A 17,342-nucleotide genomic window follows, 5' to 3' on the forward strand; every position below is an offset into this window, starting at 1 on the left:
AGCTAATAAAAGTCGTATTGTAAACAGTCATTTTTCTGTAAACGAAAAAAATCCTTCAAAAAAGCAAAAAATCCGCTAAAAACCGAGCATATTTTATTAATGGTCGAGCAATATTAGCCGTTATATTGTTCTTAGGTAAAGTCAAAATTAACTTAAATGGATTGGAAACATGAATTAAAAGTCAAAAAACCAATAAAGTTGTTCTCTTCGTCAACTTTATTGGTTTTCATTTCATTATTATTTATTTGATGTCACAGTAAAACGGCTGTTTTCATGTTGAGGTTGTTCTAGCTCATCCAATACAGCCACCGCATAATCGGCATAGCTTACATAGCTGTTACCAGCGTCATTTACTAATAAGTGGTCAATACCTGCTGTGTAGTGTCCTGTACGCGGGCCTTCTGGATCAAAAAATGCGGAAGGACTTAAAAATGTCCAATGAATAGAGGATTGTTGTAAATCCACTAGGTTTTGACCTTGATTTTGGGCTGTTGCCAAAAACATCTCTGGGAAATCAGGTGTATCCATAACACGCACTTTTTTCTCTGGGTCCACAAATAGACTGCCTGCCCCACCTACGACAAATAATTTTGTGTCAATTCCGTTGAAAATTGTAATCAAATGACGACCTGCTTTTACATGTAACTCCTCTTGACCTGCTGGTGCACCAAATGCATTTACCACCACATCAAAGCCCTTCACATCTTCTTGCGTTAATTCAAAAACCTCTTTTTCAATCACTGGAATAGAGGCTGTTACCTTTGCTGCCGAACGAACGATGGCTGTTACTTCATGACCACGTTGTAACGCTTCCTCTACTATTTTTTGTCCTGCTTTCCCTGTTGCACCAATCACTGCTATTTTCATTCAATTTTCCTCCTCAAATATAGTTGTAACTATTTTAGTTACAGGTTGGATACAAAAGATCATCTCCGTCTAAATACGAAGTTGATCTAGCACGTCCTGAAGCGTCTGTGCTTGTAATTGCTCCTCCATTGCCTGCCAAACAGATGTATAAACCCCTTCCAATGTATGTTGGATTTTACGTCCCACTGCACACGCTGGATTAGGCTCATCATGAATCGCAAAAAGCTGCTTTGGCCCATCCATTGCTTGATAAATGGCTAACAATGTTAAATCCTTTGGCTCAACTAATAGCTCGTAGCCGGCCATCCCAGATCGTGATGAAAGTAAGCCCGCTTTTTTTAGGACACCAATCATACGTCTCACCACAACCGGATTTGTATTCACACTGCCAGCAATAAAATCGGACGTTAATAGGCTTTTATCAGATGTTGTGGCAATGAGCGAAAGTATATGGATCGCCACCGAAAATCGACTGTTCACCATATGAATCACCACCTGTTGTAACCATTATAGTTACAGGTGCAGAAAAAAGTCAAGCACTGTCACCTGTAAATATTGTTTCCCTTTAACTATTTCCCATGCATGACTTATATTTTTTTCACATAAATCACTAATTCTTGACGGATTTGTCCATTGTCCTCATAAAAATCTAAATTGTGAAATTCATATTTAAAGTGACCTACTGGAAATGTCACACTTTCTCCCTGAGCAGCTGCCAAAATACCCGCTACATCCTGTGAGACCATATGTAATAATTCTTCCCCTGAAAATGAATCGATAAAAATTACGTTCATAAAAAACACCTCCACAGCCATTATAGCTTAGAAGGCGCTTACATTTATAGTGTTTCTTTATAGCCTTTCAGCCGAATCTCCTCAATGATTTGCATCATCTCTAGGACTTGCTGCTCTGACAATTTTGCAGTATTAACAGAAAACATTTGTTGCTCCAAACCAATTTTTTGTTCTAGATGTCTTGGATGTGGTTCACTTTCTTCTGCTTGAAGTACTAGTGTATTCTTCACAACTTTCACCTCTACCATTATGTTGACGAACGCCATTGTTCCAAATAATGCTAATAATCCCATAATTAATATAATCAACTTCTCTTTAACTAGTCATCTAACTATTTACCCGTTTACTAAAATGATTAGTAAGAACTAGATGAAAGCAAGAAAAAACAGCAACCATAATGGCTGCTGCTAGTATTATACGGCAATAGGAGCTTTAATCGTAGGATGCGGATCATATCCTTCAATAGATAAATCCTCAAGCTCAATATCAAAAATCGATGTTTTATTCGGATTGATGTGTAATGTTGGTAGGTCTCTTGGCTCACGTGAAAGCTGTTCCTTAACTTGCTCCACATGGTTTGCATAGATATGAGCATCCCCAATGCTATGAATAAATTCACCAACCTCGAGTCCACATTCATGGGCAATCAAATGAGTTAATAAGGCGTAAGAAGCAATATTGAAAGGACAGCCTAATAATGTATCTAAGCTTCTCTGCATTAACTGACAGCTTAATTTACCATCAGCTACATAAAACTGGAACATGACATGACATGGCGGTAATGCCGCTTTACTGCCCTTTGCACCCGCATTAATGACATCCTCTGGATTCCATGCATTGACAATGATACGACGTGAGTCAGGATTATGCTTAATTTGATCAATGACATCCTGTAACTGGTCAATGCTTTCTCCATTAGAGGTTGTCCAATGACGCCATTGTTTGCCATAAACATTGCCAAGATCTCCGTACCGTTGTGCAAAATCATCGTCTGTTAAAACACGCTCACAAAATGAGGCAAGTTCTTTTTGATAGAGGACATTAAACGATTCGTCCACTAAACAACGGCGACCAAAATCCGTCATATCAGGGCCAGTATAATCGTCTGATTCTACCCATTTTTTAAATGCCCATTCATCCCAGATGTGATTATTATGCTGTAATAGATAACGAATATTTGTATCCCCTTTTATGAACCATAGCAATTCACTCGCTACAAGCTTAAAAGGCACACGTTTTGTTGTTAATAGTGGAAAGCCTTTGCTTAAATCGAAGCGCATTTGGTAACCAAAGACACTGTATGTACCTGTCCCTGTACGATCCTCTTTTTTCGTGCCATGTTCTAATATATGTTGTAGTAAATTTAAGTACGCCATTTCTGGATGCGTCATTTTTCTTCAACAGCTCCTTCAAGTTTGCTGTTGACCATTATACCATTTTACAGCGTATTTTCGTACGTCTATTATTAGCTCGAATGGTAGGAATTCTTGTTGTTAAGCTCCCGGGAGATTTCACTCTCTGCCGTGACGAAAAAGCTAGGAAGTAAAATAATATTGAGTAAAATAGGTCCAACGATGACTAATAAATCGATGCCAGGGCTGAAGTAAAGCCCGAATGCTGTAATAAGGCCAGTCATCACAAGAAAGATGATTTGGGCAACAATAATTAAAATTGGTAGTAATTGATACAGATAATTCAGTTTACGGAACTGATGCATATTGTCTGGATTTTGAATGATTTTTCTTTTTAAGCGTCTCGACAAAATGAGACAAGCAAGCAATTGAATACCAATAAAACTAAAATAAATGACACTGTATACTAATAATTGATTTTTCTGAATCGTACCATTAAAATGACCCACCCTTTGGTTCAATAAATCGTCGACTGCGCCCTCATATATATATTCGCGCTCACTTAAAAAAGTAAAAGGCTCCATAAAGCCAAGTGCCGTCCAATCCTTTGTATTGACAGTCCAATGGGATAACTTACTCGCTAAAATACGCAATTGAATAGGATCCTGTTCCCCAAACATCCCAAGTAAAATACGATAAGGAATCGATACCTTCAGCTGCCCATCTTGCTTTTCTTGAAATAAATCCCCTATGTAAAAGGTGTAAGCAACATTTGAATTATTCGCCTCATAATGAGCTTCTTCAATTTTCCAATGACTAGCTAAGGAAGCTTGAATGCCATTCCTCATTTCAGTGTAGGGTATATCCTTATGTAAACGCTTCGGAATTTTATAAACAAAATGATTATCACTACCGATGAGACAAATTTCCACTTCGACTTTCTCTTGATCTACCGTTTTGGCTTTCGTGGTCAACGGACTCATGATCATAGCGATGAGGAAAAACACAATAAGTGATAAAATGCCTTTTTTCACGCAATAGCCCCCCTATTCGTCACAATGATTAAATTTACCCTATCATAGCCATGTCCGAAAACACTATTTCGTTATTCCGAAAAAATAATAGTGGTTTTCCGAAACGCGTCATTTCGGTATTCCAAATTTATCAATAATTAGCGATAATATATAGGAGATTATTATCATAAGCAAACTTGAGGTTTCATAATGAAAAAATGGACATATAGTATTTTTCTTACCTATTTTATACTTGGCATTTATGTATTAGCCATTGCAATCAAGTCGCCCTTTATTAGTATGAGCGTTGATTTAACAAATGGACAACCTGTCTTCATCGATAGCTACTATCCTCAATGGGCACAGCAAAAAAATATTAATAAAGGGGACATCGTTCTAGCCATTGATGGAGAGCCGACTTTAGAAGACCGCTCTGTTCAGCTATATTCCATCATTAGAAGTGCCCATACATTAACGATTCAAAAACCTGATGGGGCGATTCAAACCATTGCTGTAAAACATCGAGATATGCCGGAAGAATTATATTTACAAATTTTGTTTCCTATCTTTTATTTTCTTTTAGCTTTCGTTGTTGCACTTTATTTATGTCAGCGTAATAAAAATAATCTATCCACTTTTTTATTGATTCTATTTTTATTAACCTGTTCCCTGGCCTACATTAGCACAGGCGCTTCTGCAAGAGGGAATGTCATTGGCAAGTTTGTCATCGGCATATGTATTATTTTTTGTATGGTTCTCTTCCTTCACTTTTTACAGCATTTTTTCAACTACTTACGAATTAAATGGACCTATATCGACAGTAAATGGCTATATCTGTTTCCACTTATCATCCCGGTCTGTGATTTACTAGGAGAATTTTTGCCAACCGTTCGTGAGTTGACACCTCTCTTAAACTTGAGCTTATTTGCTATTCTTGTGCTCTATGCTATTTATATTTTATTAACGAGTTATTTACGGACGAAACTAGCTAAAATTCGTTTGATTGCCATTGCGTTTATTGTGCCATTTTTACCATTTTTATTGTTTTTCGTGGCACCTGAAATTTTAGGACATAAGCCGTTATTACACGCCGAAATAGCTGCTTTATTTTTATTATTTATTCCATTCTCATTTCTGTTTATTCAGGTGAACGAACGATTATTTGATATTGAATACCAATTATCCCGTTTACGCTATTATTCAACACTGGCCTTTTTCAGTGCCCTTCTAGCCACAGCAGGGATTGCGCTATTATTTTTAGGCGAGCTTTCCATTGTTCATATGACAAGTATTTTTTTACTGCTGTTTTTGGTTATCATTGCTAGCTTTTATGTAAAAGAACGCATTGATTTTAAGTATCGAAAAATTATCTTTTCTTCCACTGGAAATTATGTACATAATTTATATGCGGCGGTTCATCGTATGGGGAAAGCAAAAAACCAGCAAGAATTATTAGACCGTTTTAAATATGAAATTACCGAAAAACTAGGCACGACAGCCTTTCATATCTGTACGATAACAGAAGATTCCCCACAGCTTGCCAGCTCCTATACGAGGCTGCTGCTACATGATGCTGGTGAGGAAAAAATTATGTTAGAGATACAACATGCCTTACAAAAGGAAGAGCTGCTTTGGTTAGAGTTGCTCGCGCTGTATGTGTCCATGTCCATCAATAATTTACAGCAAATTGAGGATTTAGTTCGTGACATACAGCAAATTAAAAACACCAGTGATACACCGCTTCATTGGCTCGATAAATTGCTGTGGAATATTATTGAGAAAGAAAAAAGTATTTTAGCACAGGAATTACACGATACCATTTTGCAGGAGCAGCTGCATTTAGCTAGAGAGCTTGATGTTCTTGCTGGCTCACCTACTATTAACAAAGAAACCGTGCTGGATATTCGTGAGCAACTATTAAATGCGACGAAGGACTTACGAGAATATTGCGAGAACTTAAGTCCCCCTCTACTAGATACCTTTGGCTTACAAATAGCCTTAAAAAAACTGATTCAAAAGGTAAAGATACGTGCCGACTTTTTATTAGATGCTCGAATAGATCGGGTGCAATTCCAGGATGTAACCCTCCATCTCGTGGTCTATCGTCTCGTTCAGGAGCTTTTCAATAATGCAATCAAGCATTCCGAAGCAACGGAGGTCTCGCTCCAATTACAAGCAGTTCCCCATGGCTTTATCCTTCAATATGACGATAATGGGATAGGCTGTGACATAGACGATTTGATCCAGTCCTCTGCATCCATGGGCATTAATGGCATTCGCGAACGTGTCCGTGCTTTTAATGGTAATATTACCATCCAATCTAGCCACAATGAGGGCATGCATATTTTTATACAAATACAAGAGGACGGGGATTCATATGATGAACATACTTATTATAGATGACCATCCTGTCGTTTTAGATGGTACAAAAACATTGTTACAGGATTTAGCCAATGTCAAAATCGAAACCGAACAGGATAGTGCAGCTGTTTTACCAAGAATGGATACCGAAGCTTTCCAGTTATTCCTAATTGATATTAATATGAAGCCAATCAATGGCATTCAATTATCAGAAATGATTAAGAAAAAACAACCTGAAGCACTCATTATTCTTTATACAGGCTACGAGCTGTCCGATTATTATGAGCTACTCATTGAGAAAAAAATTGATGGCTTATTATCAAAGCTTGCAACGAAGGAACAGGTGATTCAAACGATCCAAGCAGCGCTAAGAGGCGAAATTTTGCTGGCAGCCGATTTCTTAGACTTTGTCCAGCAACGTACCAACCTACCTAATGTTCAGCAAGAGGTATTATTAAGTGATAAAGAACAGGAAATATTACAGCTCGTTGCACAAGGCTGTACGAACAAAGCCATTGCCTCAGCTATAGGGGTCACTCAGCGCACGGTAGAAAATTATTTATCGAAGCTATTCGTCAAACTGAATGTTGAATCCCGAGCAGAGGCCGTCATTGTGGCCAAGGAAAAAGCATGGATTGATTAATTTCATTACCATTTGATGACAATTGTAAAATTTCTTTTACTAAAAACGGAATATACTGGATATACAAACAATTCTGTACTATAATAAAGGTAATAATTACATTACTTCGTTGCGATGATTAAAAACGCGTATACACAAGGAATACAAGCTTTTGAATACGTTTTTTATATGTGATGGAAGCAATTGATTGTTGAATTTTTTTGGGAGGGTGTTTACATGACACAAGGAACAGTAAAATGGTTTAACGCAGAAAAAGGTTTTGGCTTCATCGCAGTTGAAGGTGGCAACGATGTATTCGTACATTTCTCAGCGATCCAAGCAGATGGCTTCAAAACTTTAGAAGAGGGCCAAAAAGTAGAATTCGGCGTAGAAGAAGGAAGCCGTGGACCTCAAGCAACGAATGTAGTGAAACTATAATCTTCACTTAACATAGACGTGCATCAAAAAGAGACATCCTACATTGGATGTCTCTTTTTCATGTTTCAAGGCTATATCATGCAAGCTCCAAGGAACTGTCCACTAAGCCCCTGTTTGATAGTAATTTTAGTTAATATCCTTGTTCGTTAAAGTAATTTGATAATACTTTTTTGGGCGCCCACGTGTTGAAGAGGTATTGCTTGGCAATTCGTGTGCTAAATTTTTTTCATGGAGCTGCTTTAAAATTCGGTTTGCCGAGCGGACTGTTATGCCAAGATGAGTGCTGAGCAATTCGCCACTGACGATAGTGGTCGTTAGCTTTTCCAGCATAGCGTCAATTTTTTGTAATTGTAATAAAGGAATGTCATAGGTAGTGCTTAACGTTTTTAAGTATTGTTGTTTTTCATCGTCAAACTGTAGCTTTGTTGCATATAATAAAGGTCCGATTTCTCGTGTATTTTCAATTATATAGCCCTGTGTTTCCTTTGAGGAGCAGAGGGTTGCGGCTTTTTTAGCAAACTCCTGACTTTCAATAAGAGAGTCACCAATCCCCCACCCTATTTTGACAGGAAAGGATAGCTTATCATTTAAAAAATCAACTAACTGACAATGTGTATATTGATCTGTTGTAGATAAGAATTGCTGATATGTCGTGATAATCGCAAGGAATGAAGCCTCTCGATGCACGATAAACGAACAAGCATATAGTTGTTTGAAATCTAAAATCGCTTTATATAAGGCGATTTGCCGATATTCTAAGTCATCTAGATTCGATTTGTCTATCGGAATTAAAATATGTACAACAACGACTTTGTTTTGATTAAGCTGGCGAATTTGAAGCTGTTTGACAAAATGATCCAATGTTAATTGCATGGCATACAGAGATGGGTAAAAAGCAATAAACGGTATGTTTTGAAGCGCTAATCGTTCACGTATTTCTGCAATGCGTGTAAAGCTTAGCTCAACCTTGTTTTCGTTATGCAATTGTATGTGCCATTCTGCAGCTTTGTCAATAATATCGCTACTAGCGAACTCGCTCATTGTTTGGCTAAAAAGAAACGGTTTTTCACCTATCGACCATTCATGAATACCAAGATAGCCGTTTTCCTCATAACAAAAATCGATGGCGATACGATTCATAGCTATCTTTTTCTCATAAAAAAGCTCCGTAACGGTACGGTAAAAATCACGCTCTGAAATATCGAAATAATGCATGGGTACTGTTACTTCTTGAAAATAGCTTTTAGCAAAGAAATAAGGAATCTGCCCGCTAAAAAGTGCTCCATCTCCCCCATCTAAATGCTTCTCTAAAAGCTCATGTAAATGTGCATTATCGTTATAAGCATAGTAATGAAATTTACAAAAAGCGGGTTTAATTTTTTCAAGTTGCTGAACCCAAGAAAGCGAACGTTTTGCGGTAAAAACATTAATTTTATACATACATATATCTCCTTATTGAAAAATAAATATTGAAAATAGTCAGAAAATATGGTTTCTTTGTATAAAGGACATAGATTTTTAATGTCTTAAATTACAGACATTCATTTTTTAAAGAATAAGTCTAATAAAGTATAAAAGGAGATGAAATTTATGCAAGGGAATTCACAAACAATTAAGAAAAAATCTTGGATTGACAACATGTTAGATAAAATCGAACGTGCAGGCAATAAATTACCAGACCCAATCACGTTATTTATTATTCTAGCAGGTATAGTACTAGTTTTATCATGGGTTCTATCTATGCTAGGTATTTCAGCAGTTCAACCCGGTACAGATGATGTCATTGAAGTCAAAAACCTGCTAAGTCAAGAAGGACTCATCTTAATTTTAACGCAAATGGTATCTACATTTACAGGCTTTGCTCCTCTAGGGCTAGTTATCGTGACGATGATTGGTATTGGTTTAGCTGAGCAAACAGGGCTAATTTCGGCTGTCATGAAGAAGATCGTGATGTCAGCACCGACAAAGTTAATTGTACCTTTTATTATTTTTACAGGTTTAGTTGGAAACTTAGCTGCTGACGCGGCATTTATCATTTTACCACCTATTGCAGCTATGATTTTTATGAGTATTGGTCGCAATCCATTAGCTGGTTTAATTATTACATATGCAGCTGTAGCTGGAGGCTTCAGTGCCAACATTTTGATTAGCTCTCTCGATGTATTATTACTAGGAATTACCGAATCAGCAGCACATATAGCAGACCCTACGTATACTGGTCGTGCAACGATGAACTACTACTTCTTAATTGCTTCGACGTTTTTACTAGTCATTATTGGCACGTGGGTTGCGAAAAAATTTACAGAGCCTCGCTTCGGTACGTTTAACGGAGAGGTTGAAAAGCTAGAGCCATTGACAGCCCTAGAAAAACGAGGATTAAAATGGGCTGGAATCGTAACGCTAGCTTATATTTTAGTCATTGCTATTACAGTTATTCCATCGAATGGGCTTTTACGTGATCCTGAAACAGGCGGCTTTTTAAATTCACCTTTCATGTCAGGCATTGTACCCATCATGTTATTCTTCTTCCTATTACCTGGTCTTGCCTATGGTATTGCAGCGAAGGAGGTTAAAAACGATAAAGAAGTTGCGGAGAAAATTTTTAAATCCATCGCTGATATGGCACCATTTATTGTATTAGCTTTTGCCGCTTCACAAATGATCGCCTTCTTCAACTGGAGTAATATTGGTTCTATTTTAGCCATAAAAGGGGCTGAGCTGTTACAAGCATTAAATTTTACAGGTTTACCAATGATGATTGGCTTTGTTTTAATTTGTGCATTTGTTAACTTATTAATCGCCAGTGCATCAGCCAAATGGGCTTTGCTTGCACCGATTTTTGTTCCGATGTTCCTCTACTTAGGTTATACCCCAGCGATTACACAAATAGCCTATCGTGTAGGGGATTCGATTACAAATCCAATAACGCCGATGTTACCGTATTTCGCGATTCTTCTGTCGTTTGCAAAGCGCTACGATAAAAATATCGGTATCGGAACACTTATTTCCTCTTTATTACCGTTCTCGGTATTCTTTGCAATCGGCTGGATTATATTATTTGCTCTTTGGTTCCTATTCGGTTTACCGCTAGGACCTGGTGATTATATTTACTTAAAATAAGGAGTGTTTTACATGACAGCATTACAACAACAATTAGCAGAGTTATTAAAGCAATATGAGGAAGAAATGATTCAGCTTCGTCGTCATTTCCATGAAAATCCTGAACTTTCCTTCGAGGAAGTAGAAACGCCGAAAACAATCGCAGCCTTTCATCGCGCCTTAGGTCATGAGGTTCATGAAGGTGTAGGTGGCAATGGTGTTGTGGCAAAGCTAGTAGGTGGTAAACCCGGGAAAACCGTAGCGTTACGCGCGGATTTTGACGCCTTAGCCATTACAGAAGAAACAGGCTTACCTTTCCAATCAAAAATTAAAGGTCGTATGCATGCTTGCGGACATGATGGACACACAGCCTCCCTGTTAATTTTAGCGAAGGCCCTCAACAAAATGAAGGATGACCTAGCAGGAACTATCGTCTTTATTCATCAGCATGCAGAGGAGCTGGCCCCGGGTGGAGCTATTTCAATGATTAAGGACGGCTGCCTAGAAGGTGTCGATGCTATTTTTGGTACACATTTATGGGCTCCAACTGAACTTGGAAAAGTACAAACAGCGAAGGGACCATTAATGGCTGCAGCAGATGGTATTTATATAACGATCAAAGGCAAAGGTGGCCACGGTTCCAACCCAAGTGACACCAAGGATTCCATTGTTTTAGCGGCACAGTTTATTACGAATTTACAGCAGCTCGTGGCACGTCGCGTCAATCCATTACGTCCAGCAGTAGTGTCGATTGGGCATATCGAGGCCCTCAATCCATTCAATGTCATTGCTGATCAAGTGTATATGAAAGGTACTGTACGCACTTTCCACGAGGAAGAGCGCAGTTTGCTAGAGCGTGAAATTGAAGAACTATTAAAGGCCACATGCTATTTAACAAAAGCAGACTACGAATATGAGTTTGTACGAGGCTATCCACCTGTTGTTAACCATGAAGCAGAGACAGAGCATATTATGGAATCCGCAGAGAAAATTGCAGATGTAGCAGCTGTTGAACTGGTTGACCCTAATATGGGTGGTGAGGATTTTGCCTATTACTTAGAGGAAATCCCAGGTGCCTTCTTCTTTACAGGCGCAAAAAATCCAAATTGGGAGGAAGTATATCCTCACCATCACCCGAAATTCGATATCGACGAACGCTCCTTACGAATTGCTGCCAACGTTCTAGGCCAAGCAACATTAGACTACTTCGCAAAGCATAATTAAAATTGATAGGACGAGATGCATCAAGCATCTCGTCCTATTTTTGTTGAGAAGCGGAGGATTTAAGAGGTTCTCTTCGGGGTGAAGCTGTTCGTTCACCTTTTGGATCACCTTCCCCTCACTAATGAGCGGTTCGTTCACCTTTTGGATCACTTCTCACTCACTTTGGAGCGGTTCCCTCACTGTTTGGATCACTTCCAACTCACTTTGGAGCGGTTCAATCACCTTTTGGATCACTTTCCCCTCACTAATGAGCGGTTCGATCACCTTTTGGATCACTTCCCACTCACTTTGGAGCGGTTCGATCACCTCTTGGATCACTTTCCCCTCACTATTGAGCGGTTCAATCACCTTTTGGATCACTTTCCCCTTACTAATGAGCGGTTTCCTCACCTTTTGGATCACTACCCACCCGATTTGGAGCGGTTCTCGCACTGGTTGGTCTACTTCCAAGCAAGTGCACTCTAAATTATGCATAGGAATGTAGGCCGGCAATTACTAGATTGACGAAGACTTGGTTGAATACGATGATGCCGAAGCCGATGATGGCTAGCCAGGCTGTTTTCTCACCTTCCCAGCCTTTGGATAGTCGGAAATGGAGAAAGGCAGCGTAGAATAAAAAGGTAATCAATGCCCAAACCTCTTTTGGGTCCCAGCCCCAATAGCGACTCCACGCAATTTGTGCCCAGATCATAGCAAACAATAGGCCGCCTAATGCGAATAAGGGGAAGCCGATGACGACAGCACGGTAGGATATTTCATCCATTAATTGGGGCTGCACTCGGCTTGTCCATGGCTTTAATAATGCACTAATAGATTTTCTTGTAATTAATCGAATGACAGCGTATAAAATCGTACCGACCATAAATGCCCAAACAATGGAATTTAACTTTTTGGCATCAATTTTGTTCGTGATTTCAATCATACCGACTGCTTCTCCATTTTCTGTGACCGCACCTTTTGTCACAATAAGTGGCATCATCGAGTAAACGGCTTGTTCTGACTGTCCCTGCGCATTGTCAAATTGTACTTTGACATCGTCTGAGGCAAAGCTAAATGTCGTGGAAACACCGATAAAGCCGATGACCACAACTAAACAATATAAAACAAACTCTAGACCGTATGTACTGATGGATTTCTTCGAGACATCCAACGTTCTTAATAAATAAATCAATCCTGTAGCAAAGGACACTGATAAAATTGCACTAGAAAAGGCAACTGTCATAACATGAATAGTTAGCCAGTGGCTTTGCAGTGAAGGAACAAGTGGTGATACTTCCTTCGCGAAAACGCTTCCATATCCAAGGATGATTAATGAAACAGGAATAGTAAATAAGCCCACTACAATTTGTTTATAGAGGAAATGAATAATTAAATAACTTCCTGTCAGCATAATGCCAAAGAATGTCATAAATTCATACATATTACTCACAGGTGCATGATCTACAGCCATCCATCTCACCACAAAATAGACGAGCTGTAAAGCAAAGGCTACATACGTGAGAAACAGTCCTAGCTTGCCGAATAATTTGCCCTTTGATTTGACCGCAAGTCCTAATGGCACAATTGCAATCAGTAGTAAGATAAAGGCAACAAATAAAGAATTGCTGCTAATAGATAATAAGGTTTCTTGATTCACATGAATCCCTCCCATGTTCTTTTTCGGAATTTGCTTCCAACTAATAGGAACGATACAAGATTGCAAGAGGTGCCATGTTTTCCCTGAAAATATTTTTATTTTTTTGAATTGTTACAAATCGGTGAAATAGCAGGAGAATTGAAGGACGTAGAGCATAACAAAAAACCATCTAACTGTAAATAGATGGTAATAGAAAAAGTGATATGCCTCTATCTACATCCTACAAAAAATTGCAAAAAAAGTCTATTTCTTTTTTGCCTCCCATGGGAAAATAATGATGCGCACAATTGACATAACGTTATGTTTCACAAATTGGAGGTTTTCCATGAAACAAAATATTTATGATAATCCGATATTTTTCCATCAATACAAAGTATTAAGGCAAAAGGAATTGAATTATAATCGTCTGTTGGAGCAGCCCACAATGAAATCTTTACTACCACCATTAACGAATAGCGACATTCTCGATATCGGCTGTGGTATGGGTGAGTTCGCCAAATATTGTATCGACCATCAGGCCAAGCATGTGACCGCACTGGATGTTTCTAGTAATATGTTGGCAATGGCGAAACAAGAGCATGCCCATCCGCAAATTGACTATCAGCTACAAGCAATCGAGGATTATGAAGGGCCTTCCTATAGCTTTGATTGTATAACAAGCTCCCTTTCCCTTCATTATGTTAAAGACTTCGATGCGGTTATTGACCGAATAGCTCGAATGCTACGTCATAACGGTGTTTTTGTTTTTTCTGTCGAGCATCCGATTGCTACAGCTCGTCAAGCAATGGAGGATAATTGGATTTATGATGACGAGCATAATCGTCTTCACTATGCAATCGATCATTATCATGAAGAGGGCTTGCGTGAGCAGACATGGCTCGTGGAAGGGGTTGTCAAATATCATCGTACCATTGCGACGATGATCAATACATTGATTGCCCACGGGTTAACCATTGAGAAAATAGTCGAACCTCTTCCTAGCAAAGAAGCTATCCTTCAGCTTCCTTCCCTAGAAAAGGAGCTACGCCGTCCGTCCTTTTTATTTATAAAAGCTAAAAAATAAGTAAAAGCCTCACCCTACTCCTGTGGTGAGGCTTTTTTTACATAAAGAATTTCTGGATCCCCTTCATCTAAGTTGTCAATAAAGCCACTTTTAATAAACCCTAAGGCTTGAAATACTTGCTGCATGCTTGTATTGGATTGATTAGTAGAAGAAAATACCTTTGGTGTCCTCGCGACTTCCAAATATGCACGCATTAAGCTAGTCGCCACCCCTTTTCTCCGCTCGGAAGGCTTGACAATCACTAAAGAAATAAAGCTATGACCAAAAAAGTCGTTATTAAATAGTAGAAAACCCGCAGCATCCTTATTAGCTTGATACAAAAGGCAGCGTTGCTCTTTAATAGCTTGTTGAATTTCATGGCTTCTTGATTGATCGCCAATTACTTCTTGATCAATCGCAGAAAGTACCTGTAAGTGCTCCATTCCTGCTTCTATTATATTTTGCATTTATCATCATCCTTCATGGAATAGCTCATCACCTTAATCTCATCTCGAAATCCCATGACCCGTCTTCCCTCATCCACAAATCCGCACTTTGTATAAAGGGCTTGCGCCGCTTTATTTGGTACATTTACACCTAGCACAAGCTCATTTATATGAGGGAAATGCTGCCGCACAAAATCAGGTAACAATTGTAGTGCCTTCTTGGCATAGCCTTTACCCTGCTCGTAATAATCAGTAGAAAATGAACGGATTAACAATGCCTTATCATTAGAAGTGTAAGGCTTGACCCCGTCTTTTTCATGTAGCACAAAAAAGGTTACCAGCTTGTCTCCATCCATGGCTAAAATAGCATGCCGACTGTGATCCTGCCTAGCGAGTTCAATATTTTCCTGTGGTGACTTTGTATAGCGGAGCTGCTCATCTGTTATTGTATATTCTTCTATTAAAGATTGCGCATTATCCTCATAGAACATAAGCTTCATGGACATTTAGTACTCCTCCTCGTAAATAGCTGTAAATTCGTAGTCCCCTTCTTGAAGCTGCTGTAAGTAGTCGTCAAAGGAGGAGGCAATGACCTCAAAGCTATCTGGATCATGCACATAACGAACCACTTGCCCTACTTGTCCCGCTTCATTTGGTGAAAAATCAAGAAACAGGCTAGATGTTCCACCATTATTCATGCAATCGGCAAAGCATAATCGTTCATTTAATGGCACATGCATATTGATTTTTTCGTCGACTTCGACATACTCCAAAAACTCTTGATAACGTTCATATATTGATTCACGATTGTCATGATAATCTTCAATGATTTGCTCAATGGATTTCAGATAATACGGGTAGTCACCTAAATCGGAACCTAGGACAAGAACACAGATTGTTTCTTGACCATGCTTACAATAATAGGTACCATTGACATCCTGAAGTAATGCTAGTAAGGACTGCGGACAATCCGGAAAAACTTCAAGCAATGCCTGAATTTGTGTATCTGTTGCACCAGTTGCACGCTCTAATTGTCGTTGTTCCTCTTCAGGTAAGTGTTGGAGTAAATGTTGAAAATAGCTAGTACGCATATTAATCCCTCTTTCTATTAAACTTATTTTTTACATTAATATACTTTTACTATTCCGTCATGCTACTATGGAAGTATTCATGAAGAAGGAGTTGTGCCTATGAGTTCGTTCTATGCAGTAGACGTTAAAGTTTTATCAACAATCAAAGGGTTGTAACGCTACTTGCAGCCCTGATACAAGGGAGAATAACAATGGAACACTATGTCAACACATTTCTAACTGGTCAATCAGTTATGCTACAGCAAATGGCTTCTACTGATTTAGAAGCCTTCGTAGCCAACGAAAGTGAAATAACTACATTGCTTCTTGCCAATGATGATATTCCCTTTCCTCAAACGAAAGAGGATCACACTGCATTCTTTCATAGTATAAGTGGAAAAAAGGAGGAATTCTTTTTTGGCATTTATGAAAAGGACTCCCATCAACTGATTGGCTCCTGCGGTGTTTTTTCCGTCAACTGGCAAAACAGCACTTGCTCTGTAGGCATTGCAATCGGAAAAGCGTGGCATGGCAAAGGATATGGTACTGATGCAATGAAAACACTCATAGATTTTATTTTCCAATACATCGCTGTACAAAAAATCAAGCTTCAGGTTTTTAGCTTTAATCAGGCAGCTATTCGCTCCTATGAAAAATGCGGCTTCACAAAAGAAGGTACTTTACGCCAAGAAATTTTTCGCTTCGGTACATTTCATGACATCCTATTGTTTGGCTTACTACGCTCGGAATGGGAGAAAAATTAACCAATAACTACAAGAGAGATACTATGGTTGCTGTAGTATCTCTTTTTGTTTATTCCTCTTGCCATACGCGTGTTACTTGCTGTAGGGCTAATCCTTGGAATGTTAGTTTATAGATATCCGGCATAGTAAGCTGTTGCCAAAATGCGTAATCATAGCGGGCATCAAAGTATTGCATCATCAATACCATGATATTGCCATGTGTCCCTAAAACAAGGCTCTCCTGTGGATGGGTAAGAATGATGGATTGCAAGCTCTCGACAGCACGTGCCGTCGCCTGTTCATTTGACTCCCCACCCTCCCACGCAAAGCTTGGCTCCTGCCACACTCGCTGAATAGCTGCATGAAAATCCGTCATCGCTCCACTTGAAAGCTGCCGTTCTTTTAAAGCATCCACGGTTTGTATGGGTAGATGATGAGCATGCGCAATGCCCTCCACTGTTTGAATTGCTCGACGATATGGACTAGCATAGATTGCTTCAATTTGTTTCTCTTTAAATAATTTTGTAACACGCTCCGCATCCTTTATCCCTTGCGTCGAGAGAGGTCGGTGATATTCATCCACTGAATAATGTGCATGAGCATGTCTTACAAAATACATAACAGTCATCCTATTC

The 17,342-nt window shown here is 39.0% G+C and carries 20 protein-coding genes; 7 read left to right on the forward strand and 13 right to left on the reverse strand.

The window, feature by feature from the left end; genetic code table 11:
* Positions 1–237: 237 nt before the first annotated feature.
* The 6 genes from ABC382_RS04540 to ABC382_RS04565 form a co-directional block, all read right to left on the reverse strand.
* Complete coding sequence (locus ABC382_RS04540; RefSeq protein WP_322610909.1) at positions 238–867, reverse strand: NAD(P)-dependent oxidoreductase; 630 nt, start codon at positions 865–867, stop codon at positions 238–240.
* A gap of 69 nt (positions 868–936) precedes the next feature.
* Entirely contained in the window at positions 937–1,350 is a 414-nt protein-coding gene (locus tag ABC382_RS04545) for an Rrf2 family transcriptional regulator (protein WP_274797040.1), read from the reverse strand.
* Positions 1,351–1,454: 104 nt separating this feature from the next.
* A complete protein-coding gene (locus ABC382_RS04550; RefSeq protein WP_274797039.1) occupies positions 1,455–1,661 on the reverse strand; it encodes a thymidylate synthase in 207 nt (68 codons plus the stop codon).
* Positions 1,662–1,705: 44 nt separating this feature from the next.
* The gene (locus ABC382_RS04555) at positions 1,706–1,969 is read right to left on the reverse strand and encodes a hypothetical protein (RefSeq protein WP_274797038.1); all 264 of its coding nucleotides are present in this window, start codon (positions 1,967–1,969) and stop codon (positions 1,706–1,708) included.
* A 105-nt stretch (positions 1,970–2,074) separates the two neighbouring features.
* Positions 2,075–3,052 carry a thymidylate synthase gene (locus ABC382_RS04560; protein ID WP_322610910.1) on the reverse strand — a complete coding sequence of 326 codons (978 nt, stop codon included), beginning with the start codon at positions 3,050–3,052 and terminating at the stop codon, positions 2,075–2,077.
* A gap of 74 nt (positions 3,053–3,126) precedes the next feature.
* On the reverse strand, positions 3,127–4,047 hold the full coding sequence (locus tag ABC382_RS04565; RefSeq protein ID WP_312507300.1) for a hypothetical protein: 921 nt from the start codon (positions 4,045–4,047) through the stop codon (positions 3,127–3,129).
* A 189-nt stretch (positions 4,048–4,236) separates the two neighbouring features.
* Between ABC382_RS04565 and ABC382_RS04570 the strand changes: the two genes are divergently transcribed.
* From ABC382_RS04570 to ABC382_RS04580, 3 genes are all read left to right on the forward strand, one after another.
* Positions 4,237–6,429: an ATP-binding protein gene (locus ABC382_RS04570; protein WP_322610912.1), complete on the forward strand. Its 2,193-nt coding sequence runs from the start codon at positions 4,237–4,239 to the stop codon at positions 6,427–6,429.
* Positions 6,404–7,030, forward strand: coding sequence for a response regulator transcription factor (locus ABC382_RS04575; protein WP_274797032.1), 627 nt, complete (start codon positions 6,404–6,406; stop codon positions 7,028–7,030). The genes ABC382_RS04570 and ABC382_RS04575 overlap by 26 nt, the downstream gene beginning before the upstream one ends.
* 216 nt (positions 7,031–7,246) lie before the next feature.
* Positions 7,247–7,447: a cold-shock protein gene (locus ABC382_RS04580; RefSeq protein WP_274797030.1), complete on the forward strand. Its 201-nt coding sequence runs from the start codon at positions 7,247–7,249 to the stop codon at positions 7,445–7,447.
* 126 nt (positions 7,448–7,573) lie between these two features.
* On the opposite strand, the gene ABC382_RS04585 is transcribed toward ABC382_RS04580, so the two are convergent.
* Complete coding sequence (locus ABC382_RS04585) at positions 7,574–8,887, reverse strand: hypothetical protein (RefSeq protein WP_322605016.1); 1,314 nt, start codon at positions 8,885–8,887, stop codon at positions 7,574–7,576.
* 150 nt (positions 8,888–9,037) lie between these two features.
* On the opposite strand from ABC382_RS04585, the gene ABC382_RS04590 reads away from it, so the two are divergent.
* Both ABC382_RS04590 and ABC382_RS04595 read left to right on the forward strand, forming a co-directional pair.
* Positions 9,038–10,567: an AbgT family transporter gene (locus ABC382_RS04590; RefSeq protein WP_322605015.1), complete on the forward strand. Its 1,530-nt coding sequence runs from the start codon at positions 9,038–9,040 to the stop codon at positions 10,565–10,567.
* Between the two features lie 12 nt (positions 10,568–10,579).
* Complete coding sequence (locus ABC382_RS04595; protein WP_322610913.1) at positions 10,580–11,770, forward strand: amidohydrolase; 1,191 nt, start codon at positions 10,580–10,582, stop codon at positions 11,768–11,770.
* A gap of 153 nt (positions 11,771–11,923) precedes the next feature.
* Here ABC382_RS04595 and ABC382_RS04600 read toward each other — a convergent pair whose 3' ends face one another.
* Both ABC382_RS04600 and ccsB read right to left on the reverse strand, forming a co-directional pair.
* A complete protein-coding gene (locus ABC382_RS04600; protein WP_322610914.1) occupies positions 11,924–12,220 on the reverse strand; it encodes a hypothetical protein in 297 nt (98 codons plus the stop codon).
* Positions 12,221–12,236: 16 nt separating this feature from the next.
* On the reverse strand, positions 12,237–13,421 hold the full coding sequence (ccsB, locus tag ABC382_RS04605) for a c-type cytochrome biogenesis protein CcsB (RefSeq protein ID WP_274797316.1): 1,185 nt from the start codon (positions 13,419–13,421) through the stop codon (positions 12,237–12,239).
* A 310-nt stretch (positions 13,422–13,731) separates the two neighbouring features.
* Between ccsB and ABC382_RS04610 the strand changes: the two genes are divergently transcribed.
* Positions 13,732–14,469, forward strand: a complete 738-nt coding sequence (locus ABC382_RS04610; protein ID WP_322610915.1) for a class I SAM-dependent methyltransferase — start codon at positions 13,732–13,734, stop codon at positions 14,467–14,469.
* A gap of 14 nt (positions 14,470–14,483) precedes the next feature.
* On the opposite strand, the gene ABC382_RS04615 is transcribed toward ABC382_RS04610, so the two are convergent.
* The 3 genes from ABC382_RS04615 to ABC382_RS04625 are packed head-to-tail and all read right to left on the reverse strand — an operon-like array spanning position 14,484 to position 15,985.
* Entirely contained in the window at positions 14,484–14,915 is a 432-nt protein-coding gene (locus ABC382_RS04615; RefSeq protein WP_412926626.1) for a GNAT family N-acetyltransferase, read from the reverse strand.
* Positions 14,903–15,400, reverse strand: a complete 498-nt coding sequence (locus ABC382_RS04620; RefSeq protein ID WP_322610916.1) for a GNAT family N-acetyltransferase — start codon at positions 15,398–15,400, stop codon at positions 14,903–14,905. The genes ABC382_RS04615 and ABC382_RS04620 overlap by 13 nt, the downstream gene beginning before the upstream one ends.
* Positions 15,401–15,985 carry an SMI1/KNR4 family protein gene (locus ABC382_RS04625; protein ID WP_322610917.1) on the reverse strand — a complete coding sequence of 195 codons (585 nt, stop codon included), beginning with the start codon at positions 15,983–15,985 and terminating at the stop codon, positions 15,401–15,403.
* A 191-nt stretch (positions 15,986–16,176) separates the two neighbouring features.
* Between ABC382_RS04625 and ABC382_RS04630 the strand changes: the two genes are divergently transcribed.
* The gene (locus tag ABC382_RS04630; RefSeq protein WP_312507290.1) at positions 16,177–16,728 is read left to right on the forward strand and encodes a GNAT family N-acetyltransferase; all 552 of its coding nucleotides are present in this window, start codon (positions 16,177–16,179) and stop codon (positions 16,726–16,728) included.
* Positions 16,729–16,777: 49 nt separating this feature from the next.
* Here the strand turns inward: ABC382_RS04630 and ABC382_RS04635 are convergent, their stop codons facing one another.
* Entirely contained in the window at positions 16,778–17,335 is a 558-nt protein-coding gene (locus ABC382_RS04635; RefSeq protein WP_322610918.1) for a histidine phosphatase family protein, read from the reverse strand.
* Positions 17,336–17,342 lie beyond the last annotated feature (7 nt).

Origin of the sequence: Lysinibacillus phoenicis, assembly GCF_047238325.1 — a bacterium.
GTDB lineage: Bacteria > Bacillota > Bacilli > Bacillales_A > Planococcaceae > Lysinibacillus > Lysinibacillus irui.

Coding starts and splice junctions, on each gene's coding strand:
- ABC382_RS04575 (WP_274797032.1), top strand. CDS start 6,404: ATGATGAACATACTTATTATAGATGACCATCCTGTCGTTTTAGATGGT.
- ABC382_RS04620 (WP_322610916.1), bottom strand. CDS start 15,400: ATGTCCATGAAGCTTATGTTCTATGAGGATAATGCGCAATCTTTAATA.
- ABC382_RS04615 (WP_412926626.1), bottom strand. CDS start 14,915: ATGCAAAATATAATAGAAGCAGGAATGGAGCACTTACAGGTACTTTCT.
- ABC382_RS04625 (WP_322610917.1), bottom strand. CDS start 15,985: ATGCGTACTAGCTATTTTCAACATTTACTCCAACACTTACCTGAAGAG.
- ABC382_RS04560 (WP_322610910.1), bottom strand. CDS start 3,052: ATGACGCATCCAGAAATGGCGTACTTAAATTTACTACAACATATATTA.
- ABC382_RS04540 (WP_322610909.1), bottom strand. CDS start 867: ATGAAAATAGCAGTGATTGGTGCAACAGGGAAAGCAGGACAAAAAATA.
- ABC382_RS04585 (WP_322605016.1), bottom strand. CDS start 8,887: ATGTATAAAATTAATGTTTTTACCGCAAAACGTTCGCTTTCTTGGGTT.
- ABC382_RS04580 (WP_274797030.1), top strand. CDS start 7,247: ATGACACAAGGAACAGTAAAATGGTTTAACGCAGAAAAAGGTTTTGGC.
- ABC382_RS04630 (WP_312507290.1), top strand. CDS start 16,177: ATGGAACACTATGTCAACACATTTCTAACTGGTCAATCAGTTATGCTA.
- ABC382_RS04595 (WP_322610913.1), top strand. CDS start 10,580: ATGACAGCATTACAACAACAATTAGCAGAGTTATTAAAGCAATATGAG.
- ABC382_RS04590 (WP_322605015.1), top strand. CDS start 9,038: ATGCAAGGGAATTCACAAACAATTAAGAAAAAATCTTGGATTGACAAC.
- ABC382_RS04550 (WP_274797039.1), bottom strand. CDS start 1,661: ATGAACGTAATTTTTATCGATTCATTTTCAGGGGAAGAATTATTACAT.
- ABC382_RS04570 (WP_322610912.1), top strand. CDS start 4,237: ATGAAAAAATGGACATATAGTATTTTTCTTACCTATTTTATACTTGGC.
- ABC382_RS04545 (WP_274797040.1), bottom strand. CDS start 1,350: ATGGTGAACAGTCGATTTTCGGTGGCGATCCATATACTTTCGCTCATT.
- ccsB (WP_274797316.1), bottom strand. CDS start 13,421: ATGGGAGGGATTCATGTGAATCAAGAAACCTTATTATCTATTAGCAGC.
- ABC382_RS04610 (WP_322610915.1), top strand. CDS start 13,732: ATGAAACAAAATATTTATGATAATCCGATATTTTTCCATCAATACAAA.
- ABC382_RS04635 (WP_322610918.1), bottom strand. CDS start 17,335: ATGACTGTTATGTATTTTGTAAGACATGCTCATGCACATTATTCAGTG.